Annotated in this window: 21 protein-coding genes; 6 read left to right on the top strand and 15 right to left on the bottom strand. The window is 36.3% G+C overall.

From position 1 onward, the window contains the following. Positions 1–13 precede the first annotated feature (13 nt). Positions 14–1,603 carry a sensor histidine kinase gene (locus AC0L0O_RS27065; protein ID WP_270707690.1) on the bottom strand — a complete coding sequence of 530 codons (1,590 nt, stop codon included), beginning with the start codon at positions 1,601–1,603 and terminating at the stop codon, positions 14–16. Between the two features lie 225 nt (positions 1,604–1,828). Between AC0L0O_RS27065 and AC0L0O_RS27060 the strand changes: the two genes are divergently transcribed. The 3 genes from AC0L0O_RS27060 (at position 1,829) to AC0L0O_RS27050 (ending at position 4,592) form a co-directional block, all read left to right on the top strand. Further along, positions 1,829–3,154 (top strand): MFS transporter, encoded by a 1,326-nt coding sequence (locus tag AC0L0O_RS27060; RefSeq protein WP_473786199.1) that lies wholly within the window; start codon positions 1,829–1,831, stop codon positions 3,152–3,154. Positions 3,155–3,579: 425 nt separating this feature from the next. After that, entirely contained in the window at positions 3,580–4,398 is an 819-nt protein-coding gene (locus AC0L0O_RS27055) for a hypothetical protein (protein ID WP_000735546.1), read from the top strand. Positions 4,399–4,445: 47 nt separating this feature from the next. Continuing rightward, entirely contained in the window at positions 4,446–4,592 is a 147-nt protein-coding gene (locus AC0L0O_RS27050; RefSeq protein ID WP_156160297.1) for a hypothetical protein, read from the top strand. 341 nt (positions 4,593–4,933) lie between these two features. Here the strand turns inward: AC0L0O_RS27050 and AC0L0O_RS27045 are convergent, their stop codons facing one another. The 5 genes from AC0L0O_RS27045 to AC0L0O_RS27025 are packed head-to-tail and all read right to left on the bottom strand — an operon-like array spanning position 4,934 to position 10,371. Next, on the bottom strand, positions 4,934–5,905 hold the full coding sequence (locus AC0L0O_RS27045; RefSeq protein ID WP_197225456.1) for an ABC transporter ATP-binding protein: 972 nt from the start codon (positions 5,903–5,905) through the stop codon (positions 4,934–4,936). Further along, on the bottom strand, positions 5,898–6,890 hold the full coding sequence (locus tag AC0L0O_RS27040; RefSeq protein WP_428889231.1) for an ABC transporter ATP-binding protein: 993 nt from the start codon (positions 6,888–6,890) through the stop codon (positions 5,898–5,900). The genes AC0L0O_RS27045 and AC0L0O_RS27040 overlap by 8 nt, the downstream gene beginning before the upstream one ends. A gap of 26 nt (positions 6,891–6,916) precedes the next feature. Next, the gene (locus AC0L0O_RS27035; protein WP_001065288.1) at positions 6,917–7,768 is read right to left on the bottom strand and encodes an ABC transporter permease; all 852 of its coding nucleotides are present in this window, start codon (positions 7,766–7,768) and stop codon (positions 6,917–6,919) included. A gap of 6 nt (positions 7,769–7,774) precedes the next feature. After that, the gene (locus tag AC0L0O_RS27030) at positions 7,775–8,725 is read right to left on the bottom strand and encodes an ABC transporter permease (protein ID WP_000278759.1); all 951 of its coding nucleotides are present in this window, start codon (positions 8,723–8,725) and stop codon (positions 7,775–7,777) included. A 59-nt stretch (positions 8,726–8,784) separates the two neighbouring features. Further along, on the bottom strand, positions 8,785–10,371 hold the full coding sequence (locus AC0L0O_RS27025) for an ABC transporter substrate-binding protein (RefSeq protein WP_428889230.1): 1,587 nt from the start codon (positions 10,369–10,371) through the stop codon (positions 8,785–8,787). A 318-nt stretch (positions 10,372–10,689) separates the two neighbouring features. Between AC0L0O_RS27025 and AC0L0O_RS27020 the strand changes: the two genes are divergently transcribed. Next, positions 10,690–11,028, top strand: coding sequence for a hypothetical protein (locus AC0L0O_RS27020; protein WP_000141779.1), 339 nt, complete (start codon positions 10,690–10,692; stop codon positions 11,026–11,028). Positions 11,029–11,126: 98 nt separating this feature from the next. Here the strand turns inward: AC0L0O_RS27020 and AC0L0O_RS27015 are convergent, their stop codons facing one another. From AC0L0O_RS27015 to AC0L0O_RS26990, 6 genes are all read right to left on the bottom strand, one after another. Then, a complete protein-coding gene (locus AC0L0O_RS27015) occupies positions 11,127–11,288 on the bottom strand; it encodes a hypothetical protein (RefSeq protein ID WP_001984298.1) in 162 nt (53 codons plus the stop codon). Positions 11,289–11,339: 51 nt separating this feature from the next. After that, a complete protein-coding gene (locus AC0L0O_RS27010; protein WP_428889229.1) occupies positions 11,340–11,990 on the bottom strand; it encodes a Yip1 family protein in 651 nt (216 codons plus the stop codon). Positions 11,991–12,401: 411 nt separating this feature from the next. Then, positions 12,402–13,073 (bottom strand): hypothetical protein, encoded by a 672-nt coding sequence (locus AC0L0O_RS27005; protein WP_000748163.1) that lies wholly within the window; start codon positions 13,071–13,073, stop codon positions 12,402–12,404. A gap of 671 nt (positions 13,074–13,744) precedes the next feature. Next, positions 13,745–14,044, bottom strand: coding sequence for a contact-dependent growth inhibition system immunity protein (locus tag AC0L0O_RS27000; protein ID WP_131369705.1), 300 nt, complete (start codon positions 14,042–14,044; stop codon positions 13,745–13,747). A gap of 385 nt (positions 14,045–14,429) precedes the next feature. After that, positions 14,430–15,407 carry an ornithine cyclodeaminase family protein gene (locus tag AC0L0O_RS26995; RefSeq protein ID WP_473786198.1) on the bottom strand — a complete coding sequence of 326 codons (978 nt, stop codon included), beginning with the start codon at positions 15,405–15,407 and terminating at the stop codon, positions 14,430–14,432. Positions 15,408–15,426: 19 nt separating this feature from the next. After that, entirely contained in the window at positions 15,427–16,422 is a 996-nt protein-coding gene (locus tag AC0L0O_RS26990) for a proline racemase family protein (protein ID WP_473786197.1), read from the bottom strand. A gap of 138 nt (positions 16,423–16,560) precedes the next feature. Here AC0L0O_RS26990 and AC0L0O_RS26985 point away from each other — a divergent pair, with 138 nt between their 5' ends. After that, positions 16,561–16,803, top strand: coding sequence for a YflJ family protein (locus tag AC0L0O_RS26985; protein ID WP_000529075.1), 243 nt, complete (start codon positions 16,561–16,563; stop codon positions 16,801–16,803). Between the two features lie 223 nt (positions 16,804–17,026). Here AC0L0O_RS26985 and AC0L0O_RS26980 read toward each other — a convergent pair whose 3' ends face one another. The 3 genes from AC0L0O_RS26980 to AC0L0O_RS26970 all read right to left on the bottom strand — a co-directional run bounded on the left by AC0L0O_RS26980 (position 17,027) and on the right by AC0L0O_RS26970 (position 20,992). Further along, positions 17,027–17,980, bottom strand: coding sequence for a TRM11 family SAM-dependent methyltransferase (locus AC0L0O_RS26980; RefSeq protein WP_473786196.1), 954 nt, complete (start codon positions 17,978–17,980; stop codon positions 17,027–17,029). 132 nt (positions 17,981–18,112) lie between these two features. Then, positions 18,113–19,702: an N-acetylmuramoyl-L-alanine amidase gene (locus tag AC0L0O_RS26975; protein ID WP_473786195.1), complete on the bottom strand. Its 1,590-nt coding sequence runs from the start codon at positions 19,700–19,702 to the stop codon at positions 18,113–18,115. Positions 19,703–19,942: 240 nt separating this feature from the next. Then, positions 19,943–20,992 (bottom strand): M42 family metallopeptidase, encoded by a 1,050-nt coding sequence (locus AC0L0O_RS26970; protein WP_263701840.1) that lies wholly within the window; start codon positions 20,990–20,992, stop codon positions 19,943–19,945. Positions 20,993–21,118: 126 nt separating this feature from the next. On the opposite strand from AC0L0O_RS26970, the gene AC0L0O_RS26965 reads away from it, so the two are divergent. Then, a complete protein-coding gene (locus tag AC0L0O_RS26965; RefSeq protein ID WP_149282326.1) occupies positions 21,119–21,298 on the top strand; it encodes a hypothetical protein in 180 nt (59 codons plus the stop codon). Positions 21,299–21,312: the final 14 nt, after the last annotated feature.

The following is a 21,312-nucleotide window of genomic DNA, read 5'->3' as shown; positions in this document are numbered from 1 at the left end:
ATCCCCCTGTTTGTCATGTACTTTCTCTCAATGTTTTCGGAAGGTAAATTGTAAAAATAGCTCCCCCATTTTTCTCGTTTTGAATTTCAATTGTTCCTTCTAGCAGCTCTACCATTTCTTTCACGTTTGCTAGTCCGTAACCACGATTGTTTCCTTTCGTTGAAAATCCTTTTTGAAAAATGGTCGTTATTTTTTCTGCCGGTATTCCTATCCCTCTATCTATTACTTCAAATACAATATCGTGCCCAATATCCGTCACAAAGAAGGAAACACTCTTTTCCTCTCGTTCACTCACCGCATCAAATGCATTGTCGATTATGTTTCCAAGGATCGTAATAAGATGCGACACTTTTATATGTTCTGGTAACGGATGAAGTGCACTATCTCCTTCAATATGAAAATCAATTTTCTTTTCAGATGCTGTTCCGATTTTTCCTAATAAAATAGCCTGTACTTTCGCATCGTGAATTTGATGGAATAAAATATGGTTTTGGCTTTGATGAATATTAGATTCTTGCTGGATAAATTCAATCGCTTCCTTGTAATGTCCTAACTGAAGTAATCCTGATAAGACGAAAAGTTTATTTGTAAATTCATGTGTTTGAGCACGTAAGTCCTCGGAATACTTTCTTACCTCAGATATTGTGTTCACAAGGTTTTGCAGTTCTGTTTTATCTCTAAAACTACATACAATGCCTACCGTATTATTATTTTCGAGTATTGGTGTCATGTTTAAAATAAACACTTTATCTTGAAATGCGATTTCTTGATCGTTTTCTAGTACTCTCTCCATATTAAAATCTGGTAAAACTTTTGAAATGTGCTGCTGCATATAATCACCATTTACATGAAGCATTTCTTCTGCCGACGTATTCATCATCGTAATAAAACCATTTTGATCAATAGCGATAATTCCTTCTTTTATAGATAGTAGTATTGCGCTTCGTTCCCGATATAACGCTGCGATTTCATTCGGTTCCAAACCAAGTGTATCCTTCCTAATACTACGTGCTAAAAGGATGCCACCTACAATGCCGGCTAATAATACCGCTAAGGAAAAGAGGATAATTTCTTTCGTTCTACTCAATATGTTAGATTCAATACCTTTTATTAAAAATTCTACTGTCACAACACCTACTACTTGATCGTAATCTCCGTTATGAACAATAATGGGTGCTTTCGCCATTAAAGCTGGACCACTTTCACCATTTCCTTCAAGCGTATAATAACCACCAAAAGTGAGTGCTTCATAGTTATATGGATTGTTACTTTTTGTACCAATTAACTCCGAATTAGAATGGGAATACATAACCCCATAACGATCTTCTATAATGACATAATCTGCACCAGCTTGCTCACGAACTTGTTCCGCAATAGATTGAATCGTACTTTTATGCTCGTTATTTTGAAAAGCATCTTTTATAGCTGGCATAAAAGAAAGAGATTTAGCTGTTTGTAGCGCTAACTGTTCTACTTGGCGCTTCGTATCAACGGACTGAATGTAAACAAATATTCCCGCTAATAGGAGCACGACAAATAAAATTAACGTAATAATTAAGCTTACTATTTTCGTTTGTAATGACACTTTGCGTGATTTCTTCATACTTCATATCCTTTGATAAAATATTCAAAACTATCAATCTCCTTTTTCTATTATTATGACAAAACGAATAATGAAGCAACTATTAAAACTCTCCATGTACATAAAGTACAAAAAGAATAAAATTGTCATAATATTGAGATTTCGTTCCACAAACAGTACAATTCAACTATAATGAACACGCTTTCATAATTATCATTTTATTTATAAGCACGAGGAGGAATTAGTATGGCTCAAGTAAAATCAAACCGAGTCGCCGGCAATATTTTCAAAGGTTCTGTCGGTAATTTAATTGAATGGTACGACTGGTACGTTTACTCTGCTTTCGCTGTTTATTTTTCAGCGGAGTTCTTTCCTAAAGGAGATCCAACGAGTCAGTTACTGAACACAGCGGCTATTTTCGCAGTTGGATTTTTAATGCGCCCTATCGGAAGTTTATTAATGGGACGTTATGCGGATCGGCACGGACGCCGGGCAGCATTAACGCTTTCTATTACGGTTATGGCCAGTGGTTCTTTCATTATCGCCTGTACACCTAGTTACGAAAGCATCGGGATTATGGCGCCTATTATTTTAGTTCTTGCCCGTTTACTACAAGGATTATCACTTGGCGGAGAGTACGGAACATCTGCCACATATTTATCTGAAATGGCTAGTAGTGGACGCCGTGGTTTTTATTCCAGCTTCCAATATGTAACGCTCGTTGCGGGGCAAATGGTTGCATTAGGCGTTCAAATTGTTCTTCAGCAATTACTAAGCGAACCAGATATGAAAGCTTGGGGATGGCGTATTCCATTCATTATTGGAGCGATGGGCGCAGTAGCTGTATTATGGCTTCGCCGCACGATGGATGAGTCGGAGCAATTCGCAAACATAAAATCACAAAAACGCGAAAGCGCAGGAACCGTTCGCGCTCTTATGAAACACCCGAAAGCAGTATTAACAGTAGTCGGCCTAACATTAGGAGGCACTGTTGCATTTTATACGTACACAACATATTTACAAAAATTCATGGTAAACACAGTCGGTCTTCCGAAAGAAGTTGTAAGCTGGATTAACTTTGTCGCACTACTTATTTTCATCGTACTTCAACCAATTGCGGGGTTACTATCCGATAAAATTGGACGCCGCCCACTATTAATGGCTTTCGGTATTCTCGGAACGTTACTAACAGCGCCAATCTTCTTCTTTATGGAAAAAACGTCAGAACCAATCGTAGCATTCTTACTCATGATGGTCGGCCTCATTATCGTTACTGGTTACACATCGATTAACGCCATTGTAAAAGCAGAACTCTTCCCAACTGAAATTCGTGCACTCGGCGTAGGTTTACCGTATGCACTAACCGTTGCGATATTCGGCGGAACAGCAGAATTCATCGCTTTATGGCTAAAGAGTATCGGAATGGAGTCACTATTCTACTTCTACGTAGCCGGATGTATCGCGATCAGCTTTATTACGTATTGGCGTATGGATGAGTCATCGAAGACTTCGCAGATTGAGGCAGAGCTTGGTGGTGGGGATAGTTTAAAGAATGGTACTAGTTTAAAATAATAAAGTGCGATTGGTCACCTTGAAAAGAGGTGGCCTTTTGTATACTTTTTCAAAGAATCTAACATCAAAAAACACTTTCCACTGGCAAATTAAAACCATCTTTTGAACTCGGGAATCATTATTTCAAATTCATCATTAACACGATTATTTTTAAAATTTTTTCCTTCTAATACACATTTTCATTATGGTTTCTAGTTCTCTTTTAACAAAAACATATGAACTAATTTTTATTGTTATTTAATAGTATTTTAGTAGGTTTTAAAATTTTTTTAATTTTTTCTATGGCTGTCATGTAGGGATTTATAGGTTTTTTTGCTCTGCTTTTTGGACGGACATTATTTCACATGGTGTACTATCTATGTTACCCTTTTATTAGGGTGGTTGTTCCAATACACTCAAAAATTGTAATAAAAGGGGTTTTATGTATGAAGAAGCTACTATCTTATTTATTAATTTTTTCTATGATACTTTTAGCTTCCTTTCCAATGAATTCTTCGTACGCTAAAGTTAATGATGATCAGTTGTCAATCGATGAGTCTATTTTAGCTACTAAAGAGTTCTTCAAAACTACTAAAGTAGTGAAAGAAAATGAAGTTACAGTAGATGATGTTACAAAAGGTCAATTACTGGAGAAAGCTAAAGAATTAATTTCATCAGGAACTGTAAAACCAGTTGGTGGTACAGAAGTTGATGTAGATAAACTTTTAGTGAGAGGAATTAAGACACCATTTGGTGTAGAGTATTCTGTTTTTGATTCATCCGTTACTACAGATGATCAAGGAATTGTGAATTCACTTAAACTCTTTAATATGGTTTTTACTGATAAGGTTGAATTAAAAAACACTTATGAATTAAAGTCGAATAGAAACAAAGATAATCTAGCTACTACTAAGATGTGGATCGATAATAAACTAGCAAGTTCTGCCGAGTTAGACTTAACTACTGTTATTAATGATTCATCTGCTGATGAAAAAGGAACAGATATGCTTACTACAGAACTTGCCCCAAAAACTGATAAGGCCGTTCAATATGGATGGACAAAAAGATGGAAATGTACTCAAAGTTGTGTAGCGTCTAAAGGTGTAAATATGCTAGTAATTGCTGGATTACTTGCAGCTTGTGGAGTTTCATGTACCGCTGGTGTACCAGCAACAGCAGGAACAGCTTGCTATGCATGTGTAAACTCTGCCGGTATTGTGGGAGTAAATACAGTCCTTGGTTGTCTGGATGAATGTGATTCATAATAAATTTTATTGATTGAATATTTTGTAATTTAGGGAGGATGAAAACATTGATGAAACTATTTTTCTTTTTAGCTGCCCTATCAGCAATAATATTCACGGTGCTTGGTAAAGCTATGTTAGGAATTGTATGTACCTCAATATTTTTTGCATCAGCATTATTTTTTAGTAAACCTAGATTTAAAAATGATGAATAATGCTATTATACACCAATGGACTAGGAGTGAATGTAGTGAAAGGAAAGTAGAATAGAAGGTTCATTAACAAAGAAAGACTTTAAACAATAGTTTCAAAATAATAAGTAGTACATTTCTCTCTTATACATGAGGAATTTATTTGTAACATAAAAAAGAAGTTCAGCAAATACAAAACAATTCGTATAACTAAAAATCCCTTTCTATTACTATTACAAACAAAACTCATTAAAGCAGAAGAATCTTTAAACAGACTATATCATACTTACAAATAATCAAAAAGAATAGTCATTACTATCATCTATATACAGAAAAAAGCACTAGATTTCCTAGTGCTCTCTCCTCTAAAACAAATGACAAGCCACCTCATGCCCCTTCGCAATCTCCACCATCTTCGGTACTTCCTGTGCGCATTTTTCAGTGGCGAATTTGCAGCGCGTTCTGAATTTGCAGCCGGATGGTGAGTTGAGTGGGCTTGGTACTTCTCCCTCTAGAATGATCCGATCTTTCCCTGTTTTTGTTGGATCTGGTTCTGGCATGGATGAGAGTAGTGCTTGTGTGTATGGATGTGCCGGTTTTGTGTATAGGTCTTCGCTGTCGGCAATTTCTACTATGTTTCCTAAGTACATGACTCCGATTCTGTCTGATATGTGCCTTACCATCGATAGGTCATGTGCGATGAATAAGTATGTGACGCCTGTTTCTTCTTGTATGTCTTGCAGCATGTTTACGACTTGCGCTTGGACTGAGACATCTAGTGCTGAGATCGGTTCGTCACATAGGATGAAATCTGGTTTTACAGATAGTGCGCGCGCGATGCTGATGCGCTGGCGCTGGCCTCCGCTAAATTCGTGCGGATAGCGATATAGATGTTCTTCTTTTAGGCCTACCTTTTTGAGCAGGTCTAATATGATTTCTTTTTGTTCTTCTTTTTCATAAGATCCATGAATGTTCATTGGCTCACTAATAATTTGGAATACGTTCATCGACGGATTTAATGATGCGTATGGATCTTGGAAAATGATTTGCATTCGTTTTCGATATTCTTTTAGTTCACTTTCCTTTAAGCTTGCGATGTCTTTTCCGTCGAATAAAATGTTACCTGAAGTGACATCGTGCAAGCGAATGATACTTCTTCCTGTCGTTGATTTTCCGCAGCCCGATTCTCCTACTAATCCGAATGTTTCACCTTTTTTAATTGCGAAGCTTAAATCATCGACTGCTTTTAATTGCTCTGTTTTTCTGCCGAATAGTCCTTTTTTAATAGGAAAATACTTTTTTAAGTTCCGAACTTCAATTAAGTTTTCTTCATGCATGTGATTCACCTACTGTCTTATCGTTTAACCAGCACATGGAACGTCTTTCGTTTCCGATTTCAAAATATGGCGGACGTTCTTTTTCACAAATATCCATCGCATGCGGGCAACGCTCTGCGAATGGGCAACCTTTCGGCGGATGTAATAAGTTTGGCGTTACACCTTGAATTGGCGCAAGTCTTTCTTTTACGCCGTTCGCTATTTTTGGCAGAGAGTTTAATAGGCCTTTCGTATATGGATGATTCGGCGATTGGAAAATATCAAGTACAGGTCCTTCTTCCATAATAAGCCCGCCGTACATAACGATGACACGCGTACAGTTTTGCGCGACAATTCCTAAGTCATGCGTAATAAGAAGTAACGCCATGTTCGTTTCATTTTTTAAGTTTTTCATTAAATCTAGTATTTGTGCTTGTATCGTTACATCAAGCGCTGTTGTCGGTTCGTCCGCAATGAGAAGGTCTGGGTTACAAGACATCGCCATTGCGATCATAACCCGCTGCTTCATTCCGCCGCTTAGTTCATGTGGATATTGTTTTACCCTTTCTTCTGGTGAAGAAAGACCGACTTGTTTTAACAAGGTAACCGCAATCTGCTCTGCTTCTTTCTTTTTCACTTTTTGATGACGTATAATTACTTCCATCATTTGCTTTCCAATTTTCACGACTGGATTTAGCGCAGACATTGGATCTTGGGAGATAAGTGAAATTTGATTTCCTCTAATAGAACGCAATTCTTTTTCAGATTTAGAAAGGATGTTTTCATTATGAAAAAGAATCTCTCCTTCTTTCACTTTCCCTGGTGACGTAACGAGAGACATAACGGACTTCGCCATTACACTCTTTCCGCTTCCAGATTCCCCAACGATACCAACTACTTCTCCTTTATTTAAACGAAATGTAACGCCGCGAACGGCTTCCACTTCTCCACTTTCTATGAAAAAAGAAGTCTTTAAATTTTTCACTTCTAGTAGTTTTTCAGACACGCTTCTCACTCCTTTCACTTAACACTTTAGTTTTCATTTCCAGCTCCTTTTGGTGCGAAAGCTTTCTTCAACGCTTCACCAATTACGTTAAAACTTAGTACTGTTAAAAGAATAAGGAATCCTGGGAAGAGTGTTAAATACCAAGCTTCACCGATATATCCTTGCGCATTGTTTAGCATACTGCCCCAAGAAGAATCTGGTTCTCTAATACCTAAACCTAAGAAGCTAAGTGATGATTCCATTAAAATCGATGTCGCAATCGTTAATGTCGCGGCGATAATAATGGTTGATAAAATGTTAGGAATGATATGTCTTACAATAATCGTGAGTGATTTTTGTCCTGACACTTTTGCATATAAAACGTACTCACGCTCTTTTACAGATAAAGTCTCTGCCCTTACGATACGAGCGGTGTCCATCCATGTTAGTAATCCGATAATAAGAACTAACGTTGTAATTCCTGGTTTTAAATAAGCATTTAATAGTAACATTAAGAAGAATGATGGAATTGACATAAGCACTTCAACAACTCGCATTAAGAAGTTGTCTAACTTTCCGCCAAAATATCCGCTAATTGTTCCAACTGCGGTACCGATTGTAACAGATACAACCATTGCAAGGAAACCAACCGCAAGTGAAACGCGCCCACCATATAACGCCCTAGTTAAGTAATCTCTTCCGTAATCATCCGTTCCGAAAGGATGACTCACACTTGGTTCTTGTAAGCGATCTGGAATTGACATTTTACTAGGATCGTAAGGCGATACGAATGCGAAAATCGATGCGACCGTTAAAACCGCAAGTATAATAACTCCCATTGCAACAAACTTATTTTTTGTAAAACTATGCTTTATCGTTTGAAATCTCCTATTATTCATTCCAAATCACCCCCTCATCCGAATGCGCGGATCTACTACGCCATATAAAATATCAGCAATTAAGTTACCAAGAATCAACATGAATGATGATAATAATGTAATTGCCATGATAATCGGATAATCAAATCTAAAAATAGCATTTACCCCAAGTGAGCCAAGACCTGGCCATGAAAATACTGTTTCCGTAATAAACGCTCCGCCCACTAAACTTGGAATAGATAATCCGAAAATTGTAATGATCGGTATTAATACATTTCGAAGCACGTGATTAAATAAAACTGTTTTCTTTGAAGCACCGTACGCATATTGAATTTGTACGTAGTCTTCTTCTAATTGCTGAATCGTACTTGAGCGAATATATCTCATATAGACAGAGATGTTTTGGAACGCAAGCACCATGCAAGGTAAAATACCATGTTGGACAATATCCCAGACGGAATCTTGGCCGACCGTACGCATACCCATACTCGGAAGAAGATTCAACTTTAAAGAGAACAAGTAGATTAATAGTAACGCGAACCAAAAGACTGGCATTGAGATTCCTACATAGGAAATAAAGTTTACAATGCGGTCAAAGAACGAATTCTTTTTCACACCTGTAAATAACCCAAGTGGGATTGCGATCACAAATGAGACGAGTAAAGAAGATCCCATTAAACCGATTGTCGCTGGTAATCTTTCTACAATAAGATCTAAAACAGGACGATGATTTTGCAGTGAGTAACCAAAGTTCCCTGTTAAAATATTTTTCAGCCATAAAATATACTGCATATAAATTGGTTGGTCTAGTCCTAAACTTTTGCGAATACGCTCAACATCAATTGGACTCATATTCGGCGTGACAAAGTTTCGCACAGGATCTCCTGGTGCTAGTTTTATTAATAGAAAAGAAATAATAGAAATAACAAATAAAAGCGGAATTGCATTTAAAAGCCTCTTCGCAATTACTTTATACACAAACTTCCCCCCTCAAGCTAAAGAAGCTGATTTCCACCAGCTTCTTTACTGTTTGTTTCTTATTTCACTTCATAAATCTTAGATACATCTTCAAACATTGTGACAGGAATTGCTTTTGCTTCTTTCAATCCATCAAACTTTTTATCTACTGCAATAACTGCTTTCGGATACGCAATTGGTAGATAAGGTAAGTCTTCTCTAGCTGTCTCTTGAATTTTATGATATAGTTCTGCGCGTTTTGTTTTATCTGTTTCAACTGCAGCTTCTTCCCATAACTTATCGAAATCAGCGTTTTTATAACGTGCATAGTTGTATTCAGCATTACTTAAGAATAAGCTCTTATATGAATCTGGCTCAGGTCCCATTATGTAACCACCGAATGTAATGTCATATTCTTTATTCTCTTTATCTAAGCTTTTGTCACTTGCTGCACTAGCATCTAATGCATTCAGTTCAACTTCTAAGCCAACTTCTTGTAATTTTTGTTGTGTATAAAGCGCTAAGCTTTCCATAATTTTATTATTCGTTACATACATGACGCGTACTTTTTCTTTATCTTTCACGCCAGCTTTTGCTAATAAATCTTTCGCTTCTTTTTTATCATACTTATACTCTTTAATGTCTTTTGCATAATACATAGCATCCGGCGTTAAAATTGAATTTGCTGGTTCTGCAAATTGACTAGAAACGAATGCTGAGTTAATCATTTCTTTTTTATCTAACGCATGTGCAATTGCTTGGCGCACTTCTTTTTTCTTCATCAGATCTGTATTCATGTTATAAGATAAGTAGAATAATCTACCTTCTGGGAATGTCACCATTGAGAAGTTCCCAGTGCTATCTAATTTCTTAAAGTCTTGTGGCTCAATCATCTTCATGTTGATTTGACCATTTTGTAGTGAAACATTTGCTGTATTACGGTCTTTTACAACGCGATATACGATAGAGTCTAATTTAGCTTTACCACCTACATAATCATCAAATCGATCTAATGCAACGTACTCATCTGATTTATACTCTTTAAACTTAAATGGACCTGATCCTACAGGTTGTAAGTTTTTCTGACTCTTCGCTAAATCTGCTTCCCCTTCAAATACATGTTTCGGAATTGGGAAGAAATCATTCATCACACCTTCAAAAGATGCGCTTACTTGTGGTAAAACGAATTGAACTGTTAACTCGTCTACTTTTTTCACCTCAAGCGGTTTTCCTTTAAAAACAAAGTTTTCACGACTTGAGCTATTTTGCTTCTCATCTAAAATAGATTGGAATGTAAATGCTATGTCGTCTGATGTAATTTTCTTACCATCATGCCATTTCAAATTATCTTTTAATTTTAACGTCCACGTTAATTGATCCTCTGAAGGCGTAAAACTTTCAGCAAGAACAAACTTTTTCTTACCGTCTTCCATATGATACAGCGGTGCATATAAAGCTTGCTGCACCGTTAACGACACACGATCATTCGCATAAAGCGGATTCATCGTATCTGGGTTATCGCTAACACCAATCGTTAACGTTCCTCCATCTTTCGGAGTCCCTGATTTACTAGTTCCTGCTTGCTTCGAATCTTTTTCCCCTGAACAAGCAGCTAATGCAATAAATAATAGTAGGACAAATGGTAATACAAACAACTTCTTCTTCATATTTCGACCCCTCTCGACTATTTACACCTATAAGAAAACTCGGAATTAATACTGAGTTTTCTTATAGGTTTTAAATTACCACTACCCGTATGTATTGTCAAACTTTTTTCGCAAAGGTAGAAAGTTTAAAATCTATTAATGCGTTCTTGCGATAAAATATATTTATGCGAAAAATAAACTAAAAAGACCACGAATAGGTTACCTCGTAAAATGAGTTAAAAAACTAGTAGCTTACAGAAAATCCCTCTAAAATGATTGCTATATATGATCGAAAATGTAGAATGAGATTGGAGATAAAAAAACTTTTAGGAGGTTATCATGACATTTGATGAATTGAAAAAAAACAAACCAACAACCTCATGGGTTGAGTATGATGAAGATGGGGAATTTTTCACTGAAGAAAATATAAGTGCAACAAATAAGGTTCTTGACACTTACATTAACAATTTACAGCAATTAGGTGAGAATCCAACCGAAGTCGAAGTAATGCAAGTTGTTAAAGAGGTAGTTATGAAATTAAATGAACTAAATATCGAACATGACCATTTCATTGAAACAATGGAAAGAGAAGATCTCTATGAATTTATTGATACAGCAGCACAAATAGCTGGCTTAGAGTCTGAGGAAAATATAACAGAAGAATGGCGTGAATGGTAATAAAGGCTGCATTTACTCCTTCATAAAAATTCATCCCTTATTCTCCGATTGGAAAATAAGAGACAAACAAAGACAATCTACTCAGCTCCCTTAAGGTTTTAATAGTTTAATATTTGATTTTCAAGTTTGCCTTCACAAATTCCTGTTAACACTGATAATAAGAAAAACAGGCCGTAAAACGGGCGATCAATTTGATCATATAGGTCATACGCTTCGCCAAGTGGAACATCCGAATCATGTGGTTGTTCATCCTGTAACAATTACTAACAGCGCGTAGAAAACATTTGGATAAATAAGAGGCAAATAAATGATTAAAAAGTTGTAACCCCTACTATAAGAAATACTATTATTACCAAAGGAAGAATGATAATCATAAAGGACACTATTACTGTTAATAATGCTTTCCATGCTGAAAATTGGTGTGCTTCTCCTAAACATTTTAAGGAAATAATGATTGTCCAAATTCCAATAACTACATCAATTATGGCAAAAATAATAAACAAAATCGTTAAAGTTATGCTACTATCCATTTCCGGTGTCTCACTCGTAAAGTTTTCTATCCCAAACAAGAAAAATGAAGGCACCCAAACTAATATAAGAGAATAAACGTAAGGGATATAAGAATAGGCAACTGAGTAACGTGTTTTTTCAAAGGTACCTTGTCCACCAAGTTTTTTTGCCACCCAATTCAATAACGCTGGTAGCAAAAAATAATAAATTAAGAAAGCAACGAAGGTACCGAATATAACCATTGAGATTAATGAAACTGGACTACTTATTGAATCCGCCACATTTTTAGAAGATGCTCGATCTAAAGTCTGTACGAATGAGCCTAATAAAATGAGTAAAAACACATTCTTAGGTTTGGATATAAAAATTTCTTTCATTGTATCACGTGGTTTTGTCCAAATGGAGAACCAAGGATTAAGTGCACGTTTAAATTGATTTTCTGGAGTTTCCATAAAAAAAACATTCCCCTTTCTTAAAACATATTAAATATAAATTCCTAATTATCCCAGTTATGTACATAGAAATATTAAAGCATAAATAATCGATTATTTAAATATAAATATTCAATCATTTAATTTCATCTGAAACTTAGGGGGGTGCTTCTTAGCAATTACCTCTATATGGTCTTGCATTTTTAACTATGGGCTGAATAGTTACTTTCATTTTTGAGTACCTCACATTCTTTAATACATTGGATAAACCGTTATAATCTTATCATTAATAAGAACAAACTTAATTTCCATTCCTTCAGATGTTTTACTAGAATATAATCTTCCACTTATACATCTTTTATTGCTATAAGTCTCGTGAATGACTTCCATAAGAAGAATGCGATTATATACTTGAAATGCAACAAATCCTCTTTAAAAGCCTATACGTATTTTCCCTCCATCTTCTATATGCTTCCGTAAATAATAATACTTATGGAGTTCTATAATCATATAAAACAAAGCAAACGAAAACACTGTGCATGCACACATAAATACAATTGCCCCCATCTGTTGTGTTGCAATGCTAAGAATGATATTAGCAATTAACTGCCCCAATCCCGCTGCAATAGCTGCTACTTTTACACCACCAGTTCCTTTCGATGATTTTGATTTTTTTCTTGGTTCCTGAAGTTTTTCAATATGATTTTTATAAAAATGATACAAAGCAAAACCATACAAACCAAATGAAAGAATAAAATAGATGGGAGTTTGTAATTGTAACACTTCATAGGCATATTTTTGAGTTATAACCAATAATCCGACTGAACATATGGTACCATATACTCCTCGAAATAGAGTGTATTGTAATTGTCGTTTCCGAGGATTGATAGCAATCCATATCGCCCACAAATTTAAAAAAATAACTGGAGGAGTTACTATATATACATAGAGTAATCGAAAAGGATTTGCGAACGCAGGCAAAAGAACAAACACGTCTGCCCCCAAAAGGACGAGGACAATTACGTGGACTCTTATTTCATTTACAGGATAAAGTGCCATATAATGCGCAAAAGCTTTCTTATTAAAATCTATACTTTTTTTCATGTTAATTAAACCACCCCGCTACTGTTGACCAAGCTTTTTTCATTTCCCCTTTAATACATAATGAGTATAATATACATTGGTTAATTTCACTAAATAAATTATAATATTTTTGTGAATTTTTAAATATTTCCCCTTTCTATTGAAATATTAGCATATAATCAATTTTAATCATGAAACATTCTACTTTTTCTCTCCTTAATTATTTTTAAAATACTCAAAATAACCCCTTGATCAAATATCTTTTCAGCATTAGTGATATTATTCCCGAATGTAATAATAGGTGCGTTTAATCCAAATCTTTCATTCCATTAATTAATCTTAATACCCAATCACCCTTTAAATATATTAAGGGCGGAATATATAATCTAGCATGTCATTAAAATTACATTTGAAAATCAGGGGCATTATATGATAAGACATGCAAATATAGACAGTCGCTGACCATTAATCTAAAATCCCACATCGCCCTCAAGCTAAGGAAAGCAAATACCCCTAAACGAAAAAACTGCCGATTTTTCAAAGTAACTAACTCTAGAGAAAGAAAGTTTTCATTTGGGGGTACTTCAAAATTTTAGCTCGACGGGCATTTGGCGGTACCCCAATTAGCGATGCGTATGTGAATGTAAATTAAGACGAAGAAACGACCGCCTACTATAAGCGGTCGATTTTCACTAAGTATTTTTTAATGCTTGTTTTAATGTTTCACCTGTTTGTTCAAGCCATTCTAGGGGCGCTAGTTTTAAAGCAGGAAAATAAATATCTGTATAATATTCAATGAATTCTTCTTTTTTTTCCGTGGATAGATTACTGTTTAAAAATGAAGTTATATAATTTATAGTATTTTCTATACAAATTTTGTGAGCTTCTTCTATAAATTCGTGTAAGGCTTTTTCTTGTGTTTCCATATCTTGATGGAATGTTCCACCTAAAAAATCACTTAACTCTTCATAAATATAATCTCTATCATTCATAAATAGCCTCCTAAATTTTCATCTGGCGAATAAATTTTTCGTACAACTGATCCATCGCTTCTACGTTATTTTCAACAGTATCTTTAAGTTTATCAAACAACGTTTCTTCTATAATACCGGTTTCTTTAGAATAATGTTTTTTCTGTAATTGCTTGGATAGAAGTTGTTCAACCCATATTCAACCCTTGTGTACTAAATACACCACTTACAGGACTAAATTCTTTTCTACTTTGAACTTCAGCCAGACCAGTAGCAATACTAGATGCTAATTGAAGGGCCGTGTTGTAGTTATTACTGGATATGTAATTGAATTCATATAGATGCTCTACTTTTTCTTGCTTTACAAGATTTTATGCAAAAAAAGACCACCAAAAGGCAGTCTCCCTCAAAACTCAATCCTACTCCCAACCCCGCGCTCCACCGCTCTCTCATACAAATACTTCGCAACGATAATATCCACTACTGCCAAACCAACCGATTTAAAAACAGTAATCTCTTCATCACTTTCGCGGCCTGCTTTTTCCCCGCTTATAATTTGTCCAAGTTCGGCATGGATGTCGCTTGCCTCAAATAGACCTTCTCGCACTGGAACTTGAAGATCACCTGTTTCTTCTAGTGCTGCCTCTTTTGATTCGACTACTACTTTATTTGCATTAGCGATGGCGTGAGATGGTAATTCTTGCATGTTCGGCCTAAATGAGCCGACGGCGTTTATGTGGACGCCCTTTTGTAGTTTTTCTGAGAAGACTGGTGTGGATGCGTTCGTAGTTGTAACGATGATGTCTGCTTCGCTTATTGCTTTATTTGCGTTTTTGTGAACATAAGTAAGTGTATTGAATCTCTTTTGTATATATTGCGAGAATGCATATGCTTTTTCTTCTGTTCGGTTGTATAACATGACTCTTTCAATATCTCTAACCGCAAATACTGCTTCGGCAATCCCTTTCGCTTGTTCTCCTGTCCCGATAATACATAAAGTTTTTGCGTTATGGCGAGCTAAATATTTTGTTGCTACTCCCGATAAGGCGCCTGTTCGAATCATCGTTAAGTACGATCCTTCTAAAAGTGCGAGCGGTTCTCCCGTTTGAAAGTCGGATAGCATCACAATCCCGTTTATCGTTTTCTTTCCTATCTTTTTGTTATGCGGGACTACTGTTACTACTTTTAAGCCAAGTACTTCAAGTCCCTCCGCTACGGAAGGCATAATTAATGCAGTATTTTTCTCATTCGCAAATGGCAGTGAAGTACGTATTGGTGTGATTGTTCTTTCTGCGGAAAACTCTTGTAAAGCAAGCGCTGCGTATGCAATGACTTCGTTCATATTTACTAATTTTCGTTGTTCGTTCGCGCTTATGACTAGCATATCTTTCCACCTCCTCCTTCTATCCTAACAAAAATCCCCGATTCAAATCATCTCTCGGGTCTACAACGAACTGATGAAATCCTGTAATAAATGCATTCCCTGTTACTTTCGGAACGACAGCTTCATATGTATGTACCGCTGTTACGGACAATACTTCCCCCTCAAATTTCCCGTCAGTAATGCATTCGTGGATGAATATTTCTCCCTTTTGTAAAATACCTTTTTCAAAAAGGGTTGCGATTCTTGCGGAAGTTCCTGTGCCGCAAGGAGAACGATCTACTTGCCCGTCAGCGAAGATCGTTACATTTCGTAAAGTTGCGTTTGTCTCTTTCGGCTCATCTGAAAAAATAACGCCGTATATTCCTTTTAAACCTTCTTCAAGTGGATGTTTTACTTCCATTTGGCTCTCGATATAATGTTTAATTTTACTACCCCACATTTGAATAGCAGATAAGTCTTTGAAATCAACTTTCAAGCCAAATTCTTTACTATCTACTACCGCATAAAATGCTCCACCAAACGCGATATCTACCTGAAATTCATAGTTATCGATTTTAATAGGAACGTCCTTTTTATATACAAATGAAGGGACATTTTCAAATGATACAGACTCTACTTCGCTCCCGTTATATTTTGCGTACGCAATGACTTCCCCAGCAGGGCTATCAATAATAAACTTTTGTTTTGTTTCAAACATACCAGTTTCAATTCCGACTGTAATAACAGCGATAATGCCGTGACCACACATCGTACTCCAGCCTTCGTTGTGCATAAATAATACGCCAAAATCAGCGTGAGTACTCGCAGGCGGAGTAATGATACAACCGTACATCCCGTGATGCCCCCTCGGTTCATACATAAGAACTTCGCGAAGATGATCCAAATGTTCCATGCAGTATGCACGTCTTTCTAGCTGCGTTTCTCCTTTTATTTCTGGCACGCCGCCTGTAATAATTCGAAGCGGTTCCCCAGCTACGTGAGCATCAATTGTCGTGTACACTTTACTAACCTTCATTTCTATCTCTCCCCTATATAGTTGATACTATTTTCGTTGCAAATATCATGCCAACGCATAGGGTATAAATTTGTATACATTGTTTAAAAAAGCATACATTACTGTCTATTTTTTTATACACTGTCCGGAGGCTATGTTATGGGGCCCCTTGATATAACCAGTCTTATTATTTTCACTGGAAAGTTACTTCCATCCCCAACATATACTGTTCAAAAGCAAAAAGGAAGTGATCTCATGTATTACGGAACAAAAGGATGGTACGTAGCCGAACTAAAGAAATTAGGTGTGCGCTATCATGAAGGACGAAAACTAGAAAGTTACCGCGGACACATCTTGCGCAATTTACTACTTGCACAGCAAGAGAAATTAAAAGAACAGTAACATTCTAATGTAACGATATCGTCGATTCTCGGAATATATCAGCGATTTTTTAAATTTATCAGCGATTCCACACAATATATCGGCGATTTTTTAAATATATCGACGATTCGACATGGAATATCGACTTACCGACAAATTTCGCCAAATCACTCCTCCATTCCACCAATCAATCACACATCAATACCAAACAAAAAAGGTCACCCAAATGGGTGACCTTTTTTTCTTATTCACAAACAAGAATTTGTCTAGAAAATGTTCCTTTTTTTGTAGTGCAGCGATCTGTAATTTCGAATCCTGCTTCATGGATCATGTCGTCCATTGTTTCCATCGTGACAACGACTACCTTTTTAGCGATGCGGCGCGCACTTGAAAGAATGGAGAACTGGTCTTCTGGTGTTGCATGCGTAAATAAGTCATACGGCATATCGATAATGGCAACGTCGTAGTTCTCAGTAATCTCCTCGATTGGACCTTTTGTTACTGTTCCTTCCAATCCGAAATGCGCGATATTTTTTCTCGTTCCAAGAACTACAAGTGGATTTATATCTCTACCAACGATATTTATCCCCATAGAAAGTGCTTCTACTACTACTGTTCCAATACCACAGCACGGGTCAATTGCTCGTACTCCCTCTGGATTTGGCACCGCGATATTTGCAACTGATCTCGCAACACGTGTGCTAAGAGATGTGGAATAACTATGTGGTTTTTTTATGTGATGATACCAAACTGGTTCACTTTCTACATAGTGCCCGAAGTACCAGCGTCCTCCAAGAGGAACAATCCCGAATACACGCTCTGGATTACGAACATCCGCTTCTCCTTCAATATGCATACCAAGGTCGCGTTCAATAAGACGTCTTTCTCCATATTCAATTTTATTCTCTCCAACGAGGTCATTAATTTTAACGAAGATCACTTTAAATGACGCCCCCGCCAAATCAATTTGTTCTACTTGTTTTAAAATGCTTTCTAAGTCGTCTCCTTCGTACATAACCTCAACGCGCTCTTTTATAAACGCACTTCTACTCGGGTCAATTTTGACATCACTTTTCAAAATATTAACGTGAGACTCCATTCCAAAGAACGAGCGCATTTCCAAGTAACATAAAGCACGCTCCTCCTCACGAAATGCATACGTATATATACATGCAGGTGTTTTACTATGATTATTCAATCTATTATCATCCTCTATATCATTATAATTACAATACTTTTTCATATAAAATTAAATGATATCACATGCCGGAAATAAAGAGAAACGTTAATAAATAAAAGAGACTGCCTATTGGCAATCTCTTTTGATGTATTAACGGAAAGAAGATACGTTATTACCCTTTGCTTCGTAATAATCTAAAATACCTTGATAAATCGCTTCTGCTGCAGCTTGTCTCTGTTTTGGTGTAGCAATTTTATCTGCATCACTTTTATTATCTACAAATGCTAATTCTGTTAATACAGCTGGCATTGTATTTTCTCTAGTAACGTATAAGTCCTGATGTTTCACACCACGATCTTTTGTTCCAAGCGCTGCTACAAGACGGTCTTGAATTTTTTGTGCTAATAACTTACTGTCTTCTACATGCGGATTCGTTACTTTTGCTCTTGCTGACTGATAATATAATGTTTCTGTACCTTGTCCATTTTTCTCTGCAGAACCATTAGCATGGATACTTACAAAGATATCTCCATTATGTTCCTGAGCAAACTCTACTCGTTTTTTCAATGAATCTGTTGAGTTTACTCCTGGACGTGTATTATCTGTACGAGTGAACATAACAGTAAATGGTGCCTTTTGCTCAAATATTTTCTTTAATCGTAATGATACATCTAATACAGTTTCACTTTCTTTCTCGTAATAACCAACATTACCTGAGTCAATTCCACCATGACCTGGATCAATAATAATTGCTTTACCTTCTAAGAAGTTCTCTTGTTTTACTGGATTTAATTGATTTTTATCAACCCACTGGAAACCAGCGCCTACGCGGATACGAATCCAGCTTCCACTCTCTTCCATAACTGTTACTGTTTGTGCATTATATGTACCTAGCACTTTAGAACTATGTGAAGCTTTTTCATAAGTAGTAAATCCTTCATTAATCGTTTCTGTTTTTTCTGTTAGAGGTGTCCACTTCTCACCTTTACTTGTTACAATTTTCAACCAGCCGTCTGCTCTTTGTTCTGTCACTTCAACCATTTGTGGCTTATGTTGAACATCAGTAATACCAGAGGATAATGATGGTTGATGATATGTAATAAAGTTTCTGTTCATATACATTCTTTTTGATGTACTTGTTTTATTTTGATCAGCCATCGCAATAAACTGAGCTGCTTCTGCACGAGTTACAGTTCCTTCAGGATTCCAGCCATTTCCCGTACCATTAGAAATCTCTAAGGCTACTAAAATATTAGCTTGTTTCTTACCCCAATGAGGTTCCAAATCTTTAAACTGTGTTGGAAGTTCTCCAATAATTTTCTTATCTAATGAGTATGCTTGTACTAACATAGATGCCATAGATGCACGGTTAATTTGGCTTGATGGATTGAATTTACCAGTACCATCTCCATTAATTACACCTGCTTTTTCCACTGCAGCAATGTACGGAGCTGCCCAATGGTTTTGTGCATCTTTAAATGATGGCTTTGCTTTTGGATCAATTGGTAAACCAAGAACGACTGCTAGAATTTTTGCAGCTGACCCTCTATCTACTGCTTCAGATGGAGAAAACGTTCCATCTGGCTTTCCATCAAGCGCCTTTTTTCCTACTAAATAATCAACTGATTTTTGCGCCCATGTAGGAACATCCGAAAACTTCTTCGCTGCTGCGAAACTACTTACTGGAGACGATAATAAACTTGCGGCTAAAATACCTGCCGCGACTGCACGATACTTCATAAAAAATAATACTCCTCTCGACAATCATCTTTTAATAACGCGTAATCTTAATATATAAATTTCGACAAATCCGAACAAAAAAAATTAGTGCGCCTCTATTATTTTATAATACTCGAATTATGTAGTAAACCTACTTTCTTAATATTGTAAAATAAATCACAATAAATTTACTTTTTGTTAAATAAAGTCGATTTCTCTGCAAACAAAAAATAGGCTACTAGAAGTAGCCTATTTCTTTTCTTATTCTGCAATCATCTCTGATAATACATATGCATAAACAAGTGCTTCTGTATGAGCAATCGAACTTTCATGCGTACGCTCAAATGCATGAGAAGAATCAATACCTGCTCCAATTAATGCGTGTTTCACATCAAATCCAGCGCGAATTGCAGCTGATGCATCCGATCCATAGTACGGATAAATATCTACTTTATATTCAATATTGTTCGTTTTCGCAAGCTCTACTAAATGTTTACGCAGTGCATAATGATACGGACCGCTAGAGTCTTTTGCACAAATAGATACTGTATACTCGTCAGATGCTTGTCCATCACCTAACGCTCCCATATCTACTGCTAAATATTCAACCGTTTCTTCTGGAATATTAGAGTTTCCGCCGTACCCAATCTCTTCATTGTTAGAGATTAAGAAATGAGTTGTATATGGTAATGTTACATTTTCATCTTGTAATCTCTTAATTAATTTTAATAGAATCGCAACACTTACTTTGTCATCTAAATGACGTGATTTTATGTATCCACTCTCTGTAATTTGAACGCGTGGATCAAATGAAACGAAGTCTCCTACTTCAATTCCTAATTCACGTACTTCATCAGCTGAAAATACGCGCTCATCAATGCGAACCTCAATATTTTTCTCATCGCGTTTCGCTTCACCTGCATCTTTATATACATGTACAGACGTTTGATGCATTAAAATCGTTCCTGTATACGTCTTACCACTTGATGTTTCAATTTCACAATATTCCCCTTCTACAGAGTTCCAGCGAAATCCGCCAATCATAGAAAGACTCAGACGACCGTCAGACTTAATTTCTTTTACCATCGCACCTAACGTATCAACGTGCGCTGTTAATAAGCGGTGCTGTGCATCATTTTTCCCTTTTACCGTTAAAATAAGAGCGCCTTTATTGTTACGCTTCGTTTCTACATTCCACTCACTTACATAGTTTTCAATAAAACGAATGATTTTCTCTGTATTTCCAGACGGACTCGGAATAGAGACAAGCTCCTTAATAAGTTCCATCGTTTCTTTCGCATGATGTGCCATTGTCGTTTCCTCCTCATTTCTTCTATTATTTAGTATACAAAATTTACTAGAAAACCTCTACTCATATAGCCCAATTTTCTAAATTATAGTAAAATTCACTTTAGTATATAAAAGGAGTTATACAATATGAATATATCAAAAAAACATGTACACATTGCACTCATTTGGTTTTTAGCATCATTACTTTGTTTACAAGTTTCTTATGCCGTTCATACTACTACTTCTATTACAATTGGCTGGGTAGTAACAGCTATCTTCTTCATTATTAGCTTAATTGCAACAAAAAAGCATAGCGTTAATGCGTAACGCTATGCTTTCCC

The organism is Bacillus sp. GS3m_15504, assembly GCF_055825275.1.
This window is presented reverse-complemented; position numbering and strand designations above follow the sequence as displayed.